12 protein-coding genes are annotated in these 11,581 nt (G+C 71.2%); 9 read left to right on the forward strand and 3 right to left on the reverse strand.

What is annotated here, in order from left to right:
- The first annotated feature begins 73 nt into the window (after positions 1-73).
- From ABD298_RS06440 to ABD298_RS06475, 8 genes are read left to right on the forward strand one after another with little or no spacing between them, the layout of a single operon-like run.
- A complete protein-coding gene (locus ABD298_RS06440; protein ID WP_344298817.1) occupies positions 74-445 on the forward strand; it encodes a TadE/TadG family type IV pilus assembly protein in 372 nt (123 codons plus the stop codon).
- Positions 433-1,494 carry a pilus assembly protein TadG-related protein gene (locus ABD298_RS06445; protein WP_344298819.1) on the forward strand — a complete coding sequence of 354 codons (1,062 nt, stop codon included), beginning with the start codon at positions 433-435 and terminating at the stop codon, positions 1,492-1,494. Before ABD298_RS06440 ends, ABD298_RS06445 begins: the two co-directional genes overlap by 13 nt.
- 15 nt (positions 1,495-1,509) lie before the next feature.
- The gene (cpaB, locus tag ABD298_RS06450) at positions 1,510-2,238 is read left to right on the forward strand and encodes a Flp pilus assembly protein CpaB (protein WP_344298820.1); all 729 of its coding nucleotides are present in this window, start codon (positions 1,510-1,512) and stop codon (positions 2,236-2,238) included.
- Positions 2,235-3,440, forward strand: a complete 1,206-nt coding sequence (locus tag ABD298_RS06455; protein WP_344298821.1) for a CpaE/TadZ family protein — start codon at positions 2,235-2,237, stop codon at positions 3,438-3,440. Before cpaB ends, ABD298_RS06455 begins: the two co-directional genes overlap by 4 nt.
- Entirely contained in the window at positions 3,437-4,894 is a 1,458-nt protein-coding gene (locus ABD298_RS06460) for a TadA family conjugal transfer-associated ATPase (RefSeq protein ID WP_425564332.1), read from the forward strand. Before ABD298_RS06455 ends, ABD298_RS06460 begins: the two co-directional genes overlap by 4 nt.
- Positions 4,888-5,814 (forward strand): type II secretion system F family protein, encoded by a 927-nt coding sequence (locus ABD298_RS06465; RefSeq protein WP_344298822.1) that lies wholly within the window; start codon positions 4,888-4,890, stop codon positions 5,812-5,814. Before ABD298_RS06460 ends, ABD298_RS06465 begins: the two co-directional genes overlap by 7 nt.
- A gap of 9 nt (positions 5,815-5,823) precedes the next feature.
- Entirely contained in the window at positions 5,824-6,708 is an 885-nt protein-coding gene (locus ABD298_RS06470) for a type II secretion system F family protein (protein WP_344298823.1), read from the forward strand.
- A gap of 28 nt (positions 6,709-6,736) precedes the next feature.
- A complete protein-coding gene (locus tag ABD298_RS06475) occupies positions 6,737-7,132 on the forward strand; it encodes an Hpt domain-containing protein (protein WP_344298824.1) in 396 nt (131 codons plus the stop codon).
- 24 nt (positions 7,133-7,156) lie between these two features.
- Here ABD298_RS06475 and ABD298_RS06480 read toward each other — a convergent pair whose 3' ends face one another.
- Complete coding sequence (locus ABD298_RS06480; protein WP_344298825.1) at positions 7,157-7,954, reverse strand: response regulator transcription factor; 798 nt, start codon at positions 7,952-7,954, stop codon at positions 7,157-7,159.
- A 107-nt stretch (positions 7,955-8,061) separates the two neighbouring features.
- Here ABD298_RS06480 and ABD298_RS06485 point away from each other — a divergent pair, with 107 nt between their 5' ends.
- Positions 8,062-9,714, forward strand: a complete 1,653-nt coding sequence (locus tag ABD298_RS06485) for a sensor histidine kinase (protein ID WP_344298827.1) — start codon at positions 8,062-8,064, stop codon at positions 9,712-9,714.
- Between the two features lie 135 nt (positions 9,715-9,849).
- Here ABD298_RS06485 and rplQ read toward each other — a convergent pair whose 3' ends face one another.
- Both rplQ and ABD298_RS06495 read right to left on the reverse strand, forming a co-directional pair.
- Complete coding sequence (rplQ, locus tag ABD298_RS06490) at positions 9,850-10,431, reverse strand: 50S ribosomal protein L17 (RefSeq protein WP_344298828.1); 582 nt, start codon at positions 10,429-10,431, stop codon at positions 9,850-9,852.
- A gap of 58 nt (positions 10,432-10,489) precedes the next feature.
- Positions 10,490-11,500 carry a DNA-directed RNA polymerase subunit alpha gene (locus ABD298_RS06495; protein ID WP_208709899.1) on the reverse strand — a complete coding sequence of 337 codons (1,011 nt, stop codon included), beginning with the start codon at positions 11,498-11,500 and terminating at the stop codon, positions 10,490-10,492.
- Between the last annotated feature and the right edge of the window lie 81 nt (positions 11,501-11,581).

Raw genomic sequence — 11,581 nt, forward strand, 5'->3', positions numbered from 1 at the left:
CGGGTCGCACACCGGCCCGGGACGGCGCATGTCTGGCCCACTGACCCCGAACACAGCCGCCGGAAGGAGAGAGATGTCCAGCCAGGACCGCGAGCGCGGAGCCGCCGCCGTCGAGTTCGCGCTCGTGCTGCCGGTGCTCATCCTGCTCCTCCTCGGCATCGTCGACTACGGCCGGCTGTTCAACGCGCAGCAGACCCTCACCTACGCGGCCCGCTCCGGGGCCCGCGTCATGGTCCTGCAGAACAGCACCTCCGCGGCGATCACCGCGGCGCAGAACACAGCGTCGGACCTCGGCTCGATCCCGTCCTCGTCGTTCGCCGTCTCCCCCTCCACCTGCACCGCCGGCACCCAGGTGACCTTCACCGTGAACTACACATTCACTGGCACCGGGTTCTTCGGCAGCTTCCCCCTCCAGGGCAAGGGGGTCATGCTGTGCGGCGGCTGACCCAGACTCCCCCGCCCCGGACGCACGACGCCGCAGCGCACCCCGAGCGCGGGGCCGTCGCCGTGCTCACGGCGATCCTCATGGTCGTGCTGCTCGGCTTCGCGGCCCTCGCGGTGGACGGCGGCATGCTCTACGCCAAGCGCGGCGAGCTGCAGAACGGTGCGGATGCGGCCGCGATCGCCGTCGCGCAGAAGTGCGCGGCCTCGCTCACGGACCCGCTCTGCTCGAGCACGTCCTCGCTGGCGTCCTCCCTCGCGCAGTCGAACACCGCCCTCGGCCGGGGCGGCATCGCCTCGCTCACGGTCAACGGGACCGCGCGCACCGCGACCGCCACGACCCAGCCGCTCGAGCCCGGCTCCCAGCCGGGGTCGGTGGCGCTGTACTTCGCCCGGGTCCTGGGCATCAACAGTGCGGTCGTCGGGGCCCGAGCCCAGGCCTCCTGGGGCAGCCCCAGCACCGGCCTTGCGGCCTTCCCGCTGGCCTTCTCCGTGTGCCAGCTGCAAGGGAAGGCGATCGACGGCAGCCTGCAGCTCATCCAGTCCTTCGGCTCGGGCGTGAACCCCAGCTGCACCTACGGCACCCCCGGTCAGCCAAGCCAGGTCGTGCCCGGGGGCTTCGGCTGGCTCCAGCAGAACCCGAACCAGTGCGGGGCCTCGATCAACGTGGCCGCCTCGATAGGCGGCAGCCAGCCCGGCGCCAGCGGGCCCGACTACTGCGACTCCCTCCTGAAGGGGTGGATCGCAGCCCTCCAGGCCGGCCAGCGCGTCGTCGTGCTCCTGCCCGTGTTCACCGCGGTGTCCGGAACCGGCAAGGGCGCGGTGTACACGCTCGCCGGGTTCGCGGCCTTCAGCGTCAAGGGCTGGAACTTCGGCGGAAACGTTCCGAACTACTACAACAACACGGCCCCCGGCGGCGACGCCTCGCTCACCTGCAGCAACAACTGCAAGGGGATCATCGGCCGCTTCGTCACCTATGTCGCCCTCGACAACAAGTACGAGGTCGGCCCCTCCACCACCTTCGGCGCCACGATCGTGCGCCTCAGCCAGTAGACCCGGGAGCCCCGCATGAAGTCACGACTCCTCGCCGGCGCCGCCGCGCTCGTCGCGGCCATCATCGGCGTCGTCCTCGTCATCTCCTACGCCAACGGCGCCGACAGCCGAGCCATGGCCGGCCTGCAGCCCACCCAGGTGCTCGTCGTCGCGAAGCCTGTCGCCCAGGGGACGTCCGCGGACAAGCTCGCCGCGTCGCTCGAGCTGCGCACCCTCCCCGCGGACGCCGTCGCCCCCACCGCGCTGACCTCCCTCGAGGGAACCTCCGGCAAGGTCACGACGACGGAGCTCACCCCCGGCGAGCAGCTCCTCGCCGGCCGGCTCGCGAGCCCGGCGTCGCTCGTGCGGCCCGGCACGGTTCCGGTCCCCGCCGGGTTCCAGGAGGTCTCCTTCCAGCTCGACCCGGCGCGCGCCGTCGGCGGCCACCTTCAGGCCGGGGACACGGTCGGGATGTTCCTCTCGTTCGACAAGGGCGCCGTCCCCGCCAGCCAGGGCCCCGAGTCGACCGACCTCACGCTGCACAAGGTCCTGCTCACCGCGGTCGACGGCGCGCAGTCCTCCGAGAGCTCCGATTCCGGCAAGCCGGCGGCCGGCGCGCTCACACTGACGGTTGCCGTGACCGACGTCCAGGCCACGAAGATCGTCTTCGCCAACGAGTTCGGCAAGGTCTGGCTCAGCAAGGAGCCCAAGAGTGCCGCCGACTCCAACTCCGGCCCCGTCGACCGCGGAAAGGTCTACCAGTGAGCCTCTTCGTCCTGCTCTCCCCCGACACCGACTTCGCCTTGCGCATGGGCACGGCCGTGGAGGGCCACTTGCCGGGCAGCATCAGCACGTTCGCCACCGACGAGCTCCCGGGGCAGCCCGAGGACCTCTTCGCGGCGCTGGGAGGCGCCCTGCCCGACGTGCTCGTCCTCGGCCCGGGCGTCGCGCTCGAGGGCGCCCTGCGCTTCGCGACCGTCATGGACATCAGCTTCCCGAGCGTGACGATCCTCCTGGCCGCCGAGGCCGACGCCGAGCTCACCCTCCAGGCCATGCGGGCCGGCGTGCGCGATGTCGTCTCCCCCGGCATCGACCCCGAGCAGCTGCGCGTCGTGCTCCAGCGCGGCGCTCAGGCCTCCGAGAGCCGCGGACGCTCGACAGCCGCAGCGGAGCCGGCGAGCACCGCGCCACGCGGGCGCATCATTGGCGTCTTCTCGCCCAAGGGCGGTGTCGGCAAGACGACGCTCGCGACCAACATCGCCGTCGGGCTGGGCAAGGCCGCGCCGCTGCGCGTGGTCGTCGTGGACCTCGACCTGCAGTTCGGCGACGTCGCCTCGGGCCTGGATCTCGAGCCCGAGCACACCCTCACCGACGCCGTCACCCCGGCCGCGGCGCGGGACTCCCTTGTGCTCAAGGCGTTCCTGACCCTCCACGCCGGCGGCTTCTACGCCCTGTGCGCCCCGCGCACCCCCGCCGAGGCGGACTCGGTGTCCCCCGAGCAGGTGGCCCACCTCATCGGCCAGCTCGCCGAGCAGTTCGACTACGTCGTCCTCGACACCGCCCCGGGCCTCGGCGAGTGCACGCTCGCGGGCCTCGAGGCCTGCACCGACGCGGTGTGGGTGACCGGCATGGATGTCCCCGGGGTGCGCGGCCTACGCTCGAGCCTCGAGGTTCTGGCACACCTGGGCCTCATGCCCGAGTCGCGGCACCTCGTGCTCAACATGGCCGACCCGAACGTCGGGCTCTCCGTCAAGGACATCGAGGTGACCCTCGGGCTGCCGGTCGACGTGAGCGTGCCCCGCTCCCGCGCCGTCGCCTACTCGACGAACCGCGGTATCCCGGTCCTGCAGGCCCCCCGCCGCGGCGACAAGGCCACGGCCGCGCTCGGCCACGTGGTCGAGCGTCTCTCCCCCTCCGACAAGTCCCGCGCCGCTCGGCGCTCACACCGACGGGTTGTAGTCTCGTGAAGCTCTCCGAACGCCTTGCCTCCGCCGGCGCACCCGGCACGGTCCGCCCGCTCGTCGGCGCAACGGCTGGGGCCGTCGCCCCGGCGGCGGCGCCAGCGCCGGCGTCGTCCGTGGCCGTCCTCGAGCCGCCGGCCGCCCCCGCGCACGACGCCGCGATGCCGGCCGACGCTCTCGCCGGGATCAAGCAGCGCGCGGCGAGCGCCCTGTTCGAGCGGATGGGCTCCCGGTTCTCCGACACGGGCGCGACCGAGCAGGAGCTCCGGGCCGCCGCCCGCGAGGAGCTCGTCCACGTCATCGACGAGGAGCACGTCCCCCTCAGCACGCCCGAGCGTGCCCGGCTCCTGCGCGACGTCGAGGACGACGTGCTCGGGTACGGCCCGCTCCAGCGCCTGCTCGACGACGACACCGTCACCGAGATCATGGTCAACCGCCACGACCAGATCTACATCGAGCAGAAGGGCCGCCTGACCCTCTCTCCCCTGCGGTTCTCCTCGGAAGCGCAGCTGCGCACCGTGATCGAGCGGATCGTCTCCCGCGTGGGGCGCCGCATCGACGAGTCCTCGCCCCTGGTCGACGCGCGCCTCGAGGACGGCTCCCGTGTCAACGCCGTGATCCCGCCACTCGCCGTCGGCGGCTCGTCCCTGACCATCCGGAAGTTCGGCAAGGTCCCGCTCACCGTGAAGGACCTCATCGGCTTCGGCACCTTCACCCCGGACATGGCCGAGCTCCTGCGCGCGTGCGTCGAGGCGAAGCTGAACATCATCGTCTCCGGCGGCACCGGCACCGGCAAGACGACCCTCCTGAACGTCCTCTCCTCCTTCATCCCCACCGGGGACCGGATCGTCACGATCGAGGACGCCGTCGAGCTCCAGATCCAGCAGGACCACGTGGTGCGGCTCGAGAGCCGCCCGTCCAACACGGAGGGCAAGGGCGAGGTCACCATCCGCGACCTCGTGAAGAACTCCCTCCGCATGCGGCCCGACCGCATCGTGGTCGGCGAGGTCCGCGGCGGGGAGTCCCTCGACATGCTCCAGGCCATGAACACCGGCCACGACGGCTCCCTCTCGACCGTGCACTCGAACTCGCCGCGGGACGCGATCGCTCGCCTCGAGACGCTCGTGCTCATGGCCGGCATGGACCTGCCGCTGCGCGCCATCCGCGAGCAGATCGCCTCCGCCGTGGACCTCATCGTCCAGATCTCCCGCCTGCGCGACGGCTCCCGCCGCATCACGCACATCACCGAGGTGCAGGGCATGGAGGGCGACGTCGTGACGCTCCAGGACGCCTTCGTGTTCGACTTCGCCGCCGGCGTGGACGCGAACGGCAGGTTCCTCGGCAAGCCGATCCCGACCGGGGTCCGTCCCCGCTTCCTCGAGCGCTTCGAGGACCTCGGCATCCACGTCCGCCCGAGCGTGTTCGGCGGCATGCCGGTGGGGCAGGGGGCGTCATGGTGATGGCCGGCGCCGCCCTCGTCCTCGTGGCCGGGCTCGTCCTCGCGGTCCTCGCCGCACGTCCCGGCGAGGCGAGCCTTCCGCTCTCCCGCAGGCGCCCGGAGGCCGCCAAGAGCTCGCTGCTCTCGCGCACCGCGACCGGGGCTACGGCCATGCTCCAGGGCTGGTTCAGCCGCAGCGGCTTCCGGCTGGTTTCCCCCGAGAAGCTCGAGCTTGCCGGGCTGCGGATCGGCCAGGCCGAGCTCGCCGTCGTCGTCGGCTCTGCCGCGCTCGCCGCGGTGGCCGTCGGCGCCGTCGTGGGCAGCCTCCCCCTCGGGCTCCTGCTCGCGGTGATCGCGCTCGCCGCTCCCCGCCTCCTCGTCAGCCAGCGCATCGCCAAGCGGCGCAAGGCGTTCGGCAACCAGCTCGACTCCCTGATCGACCTGCTCTCGGGCAGCCTGCGCGCGGGCCACAGCATCCTGCGCGCGATCGACGCCGCAGCAGCGGAGAGCCCCGAGCCCTCCGGGAACGAGATGCGCCGCGTGGTCCGCGATGCCTCCCTCGGCCGTGACCTCCTCGAGTGCCTCCAGGAGACCTCCGAGCGGATGGACAACGAGGACTTCGTATGGGTGGCCCAGGCGATCCAGATCAACCGGCAGGTCGGCGGGAACCTCGCGGAGGTGCTCGACCAGGTCAACGAGACCATCCGCGAGCGCGCCGAGATCAAGGGGCACGTCGCCGCCCTCGCCGCCGAAGGGAAGTTCTCCGCCTACATCCTCATGGCGCTGCCCGTGGGCATCATCGCCATGCTCATGGTCGTCAACCCCGCCTACATGACTCCCCTGTTCACGACTCCGCTGGGCTGGGGCATGATCGCAGCGTCCGCCGTGCTCATGACCATCGGCGGCCTGTGGCTGCGCAAGCTCATCTCGATCCGGTTCTAGGACTCTCCCATGATCATCGTCACCGCTGCCCTCCTCGTGGCAGTCCCCGCGGCCGCCGTCAGCTGGTGGGCGCTCTCAGCAGACCGGGGCGGCGCACGTGCGGTGCGGGCGAACCTGACCCGCGGGCTCGCCGCCTCGCCCGCAGGCCAGGCAGGTGCCGCGGGCGGCGCCCAGCTCCTCGAGAGGATCACCCGCCTCGTCACGCCGGCCTCCTACATCCGCCGGCTCGACCGGATGCTGGCCCTCGCGGGCCGGCCCGCATCCCTTCCGCTCGGGCGCGTGCTCGCGGCCAAGCCTGCCCTCGCGCTGGCCGGCGCCGCCGCCGGCGCCCTGGTGATGAGCCTCGGCACGGCGCCGATCCTGCGCCTCCTCGCGCTCTTCCTCGTCGTGCTCGGCTACTTCGTCCCGGACCTGCTGCTCTACAGCCGCGGGACCGAGCGGCAGAAGGTCATCCAGCGCGAGCTGCCCAACATCATGGACCAGCTCCTCATCTCGGTAGAGGCCGGCCTCGGGTTCGAGGCCGCGCTCGCCCGAGCGGGCGGGACCGGCAAGGGGCCCGTGGCCGAGGAGTTCGTACGCACCCTTCAGGACATGCAAGTCGGCCGGAACCGTCGCGACGCCTATCTGGGCCTCGCCGAGCGGACCACGGTCCCCGAAGTCCGCAGCTTCGTCCAAGCCGTCATCCAGGCCGACGAGTACGGCATCGCGATCGGACGCGTGCTGCGCGTCCAGGCCAAGTCGCTGCGGCTGCGGCGCCGTCAGCGTGCCGAGCAGCAGGCGATGAAGCTGCCCGTGAAGGTCCTCTTCCCCCTGCTGTTCTTCATCTTCCCGGTGCTGTTCATCGCCATTCTCGGCCCTGCCGTTATCAATACAATTGCCATATTCTCAAGGTAGGTCTCGGATGCACTTCAAGGAGTCACTCATGACCGCGTCCGAGGGCGACCATCAGCCCCCACCCGGCAGTCCCCTCCTGGATCCCCAGGTCCTCAGGGAGCTCGCCGAGGACGTGGGGGCGCCCGCCGCCGCTTCCTTCGCCCGGGAGTTCGCCGGGATGTGGCCCCGCCGCCGCACAGCACTGGCCCGTGCCCTCGCGCACGACGACGCCGACGGAGCCATGGAAGCCGTCCTGAGCATGCGGGTCTCCTCCGCCATGGTGGGAGCCCGCCGGCTCGAGGAGCTCACTGCACAGCTCGAGACCAGCCTGCGCACCCGGGGGCTGGCCGGCGCTGCGCCCTTCGTGGACGACGTCGAGCACTGCGGCGAGCAGACAGCGCACGCGCTGTCGACGCAGAGCGACTCGGGCCACCTCCCCTGGTGACGCCTCCCTTCGCCCTGTGACGCCTCACTGCTGCTGGCGAGACCGCGCCAGGCGGTAGCCGACGCCGCGGACCGTCACCAGCCAACGCGGGGCGCGCGGATCGTCGCCGAGCTTCCGCCGGAGATTCCCGATGTGGACCTCGACGGCGCGCTCGTCCGCCTCGCTGACGTAGGCGTCCACCCTGAACCTGTCCCCGCGGGCGATCCGGACCAGGTCAGCGCGCGTCAGCACCCTGCCGCCGGCCTTGAGCAGCGCCCGCAGGAGCTCGAACTCGCTGCGCGTGAGGTCCAGGGGCTCCCCCTCGAGCGAGGCTGTACGCGTGGTCGGGTCGAGGTCGAGCCCGTTGTGCGCCAGCAGCTGCGGCGGCCGGACGGCCGGCTGGGGTGCTGGCGGCGGTGCGGCGCCGGCCGGCTTGGACTGAGGCGGCTGGGCCACCCGTGGCCGGCGCAGCATCGCGGCGAGCCTCGCGCGGAGCTCCCGCGGCCTGAAGGGCTTGGTCATGTAGTCGTCCGCGCCGGACTGGAGGGCCAGGAGCGTGTCCGTCTCCTCCGCGCGGGCCGTGAGCATGACCACATAGGCGTCAGTCGTCGACCGGATGCGCCGGAGCACCTCGAACCCGTCGATGTCGGGCAGGTTGACGTCGAGCGTCACCACGACGGGGGCCCGGTCGCGGGCAAGTGCAGCCCCTTCGCGCCCCGACGAGGCGGCCACGACGTCGAACCCCGCCTGCGCGAGGACCTCCTGCAGCAGTTGCCGCACATCGTCGTCGTCCTCGACGACGAGGGCCGTCCCCAGTTCCTCCACGATGGCCCCTCTCGACATGCATTGACAATATGCCTATTTTTGTCTTTTGAGATGACTTATTCCATATTTCCCATGACGCAGTTCTCAAAACACCGTGACAATCTGCGACAAGGGTAGGAGATGCCGTGACCGTCAGTGACCAGCTGCTGGTGCGCCGCGCCGCGCGCCTCCTGCAGGAGCTGGGCCCGCGTTCGCGGGTCGTGCTGTCCCAGCTGCCGCTGGTCCTCGCCCTCACGGTGGTCTTCACGCTCGGCCCGGCTTCGTCGGAGGTGCGCCTGCGGCCGGGCTTCCTCCTCGGACTCCTCCTCCAGCTCGTCCTCGCCGTGCTGTGCTTCGCCGTGCCCTGGTGGCGCCTCGGGGAGAACGCGCCGCTGGCAATTCCCATCGTGGACTTCGTCTCCCTCTGGTTCCTGCGCAACGGCGGCGGAGCAGAAGTCACCGGGCTCGGGTCCCTGGCGGCGTTCCCCGTCATCTGGATCGCCGCCTCGACGCTCGCGTCCGGCTGGGCCCTCGTCCTGTGCGCGGTCGGCCCGCTGGCCATCGTCCTGCCCACGCTCCTCGACGCGCTCCCCTCGCCCTCCCCCAGCGAGTGGACGATCTTCGTCTCCCTGCCCCTCATCATGCTCGCCACGGCCGTCGCGATCCGGATCGCCGGGGCGGGCCTGCGGGTGCAGGAGCGCCAGCTCAGGGCGGCTCAGGGGCACCTGCACCGGCTCCTCGAGCGCGCCGAGGAGTCCGAGCGACTCCTGACCGGCATCCTCGACACGGCCGAGATCGGCATCGTCGCCGTCTCGCCCGACCGTGCCGCGGCCCGGTGCAACCGGCGCTTCCGGCAGATGCTCGACGACGCGGGCGTGCCCTCCGAGGGCACACCCGCATCGCTGGACCGGCTCCCGCTGCGCGAGCGCGACGGCCGCACTCCGGTTCCCCCGGACCGTCAGCCCATCGCGCGTGCCGCCGCCGGGGAGCACATCGACGGCGAGGTCGTGTGGCTCGGGCCGGCAGGACGCGCCCGCGCGCTCTCCGTCCGAGCGCGTCCGCTCGACGGCGACGGCGGCGGCGCCGTCCTCGCGTTCGGCGACGTGACGCAGCTGCTGGAGGACGTCGAGGCGAAGACCGATCTCGTGCGGACCGTCGCCCACGAGTTCCGGACCCCGCTGACGGCCGTGCTGGGGCACCTCGACCTCGCCCTCGAGGCGCCAGACCTTCCGGCCGGCCTCGGCCGTCGTATCGGCCTCGCCCAGGCGGGCGCCGAGCGACTCCTGCGGATCGCGTCGGACCTGCTCACGTCCTCCGCCGAGCTCCTCCCCCTTGTTCCCTCCCGCGTCGACGTCGGCCAGGTGGTCAGGGAACGCGCCGAGTCGGCACTGCCGGCAGCGGCCAGGGCGGACATCGCGATCGACCTTGACGTCGACCAGCCCCTTCCCGCCCGTGCGGACCCCTTCCGTGTGGGCCAGGCCGTGGACAACCTGCTCTCCAACGCCATCAAGTACTCACCCTCGGGCGGCACCGTCACGCTGAGCGCCCGCGCCGAGGATGGGTGGATCACCATCGGAGTAGCAGACACAGGCATGGGCATCCGCCCCGAGGACCGCCCGATGGTGTTCGAGCGCTTCTTCCGCAGCGACGACGCCCGCCGGGCCCACATCCCGGGCGTCGGGTTGGGCCTCGCGATCACCAAGACCATCGCCGAGCGCCACGGTGGGGAGCTGGCCTGCGTGAGCACCCCCGGAGCCGGCAGCACCTTCACGTTCAGGATCCCGGCCGCCGCCGGGTAGAGCGGCTCCGCCAGAGAGAGCCCACTGCCCTCGCGAACAGCCCCCGGCACGGCGAAGGCCCCCGGTCCCTTGCGGGAACGGGGGCCTTCGCCGTGCCGAGGCGAGACGCACCCCGGGGGCGCGGCTCAGCGCGCCTTACTTGGCGTCGTCGGCCTTCTTCTCCTCGGCGGGGGCCTCAGCGGCCTCAGCCTCGGGAGCCTCAGCGGCCTCGGCCTCAGCCGGGGTCTCCTCGGCCTGGGTCTCCTCGACAACCTCGGCCTCGGCCGGGGTCTCAGCCGGAGCCTCGGGCGCAGCCTTCGAGGTCGCCTTCTCGGCTTCCTTCACCACAGCCTGCTTCGCCGAGACCGGCTCGAGCACGAGCTCGATGACAGCCATGGGAGCGTTGTCGCCCTTGCGGTTGCCGATCTTGGTGATGCGGGTGTAGCCACCGTTGCGCTCCGCGAGCTGCGGGGCGATCTCGGTGAAGAGCTCGTGGATGATGCCCTTGTTGGTGTTCGTGCGGGCCGAGATGGCCGCCTGGACACGACGGCGCGAGGCGAGGTCGCCGCGCTTCGCGAACGTGATGAGGCGCTCGGCGACCGGGCGGAGGCGCTTGGCCTTCGTCACGGTCGTGGTGATCCGCTTGTGCTCGAAGAGCGCAGCGGCCATGTTGTTGAGCATGAGGCGCTCGTGCGCCGGGCCACCGCCCAGACGCGGACCCTTGGTGGGTGCAGGCATTGTTCTATCTCCTCGTGGGAACCGCTGCCGGCGCTAGCCGGCCGCAGGCAGGATGTTCTTAGAGCTCGTCGTCGCCGTACGGCGCCTCGTCCTCGTCGATCGCTGCAGCGCGAGCGGCGAGGTCGAACCCGGGAGGCGAGTCCTTGAGGGAGAGGCCCAGCTCGAGGAGCTTGGCCTTGACCTCGTCGATGGACTTGGCGCCGAAGTTCCGGATGTCCATCAGGTCCGCCTCGGAGCGGGCCACGAGCTCACCCACGGTGTGGATGCCCTCGCGCTTGAGGCAGTTGTACGAGCGCACGGTGAGGTCCAGGTCCTCGATCGGCAGCGCCATGTCCGCGGCGAGAGCGGCGTCCGTCGGGGACGGGCCGATCTCGATGCCCTCAGCGGCGGTGTTCAGCTCGCGGGCGAGGCCGAACAGCTCCACCAGGGTGGTGCCGGCGGAGGCAACGGCGTCGCGCGGCTTGATGGCCGGCTTCGTCTCGACGTCGACAATGAGCTTGTCGAAGTCGGTGCGCTGCTCAACACGGGTCGCCTCGACGCGGAAGGTCACCTTCAGCACGGGCGAGTAGATCGAGTCGACCGGGATGCGGCCGATCTCCGCGTCCGCGGACTTGTTCTGCGCCGCGGACACGTAGCCGCGGCCGCGCTCGATGGTCAGCTCGAGCTCGAACTTGCCCTTGGAGTTCAGGGTGGCGATGTGCAGATCCGGGTTGTGGATCTCCACGCCCGCTGGCGGAGCAATGTCCGCCGCCGTCACGACGCCCGGGCCCTGCTTGCGCAGGTAGGCGACGACAGGCTCGTCCTGGTCGGAGGAGATGGACAGGCTCTTGAGGTTCAGGATGATCTCGGTGACATCCTCCTTGACCCCCTGAACCGTGGTGAATTCGTGCAGCACGCCGTCAATCCGGATGCTGGTGACCGCCGCCCCCGGAATCGAGGACAGCAGGGTGCGGCGCAGCGAGTTGCCGAGGGTGTAGCCGAAGCCCGGCTCCAGCGGCTCGATGACGAAGCGGGAGCGGTTCTCGGATACTACTTCTTCAGACAGGGTGGGGCGCTGTGCAATGAGCACGTGGTTTTCCTTTCAGGAAGCATCCGCTATATGACGCAACACAGATGGATAAGGGTCTGAACTAAGTAATGAAGCCGGGCG

Source organism: Sinomonas flava (assembly GCF_039531875.1).
Classification (GTDB): domain Bacteria; phylum Actinomycetota; class Actinomycetes; order Actinomycetales; family Micrococcaceae; genus Sinomonas; species Sinomonas flava.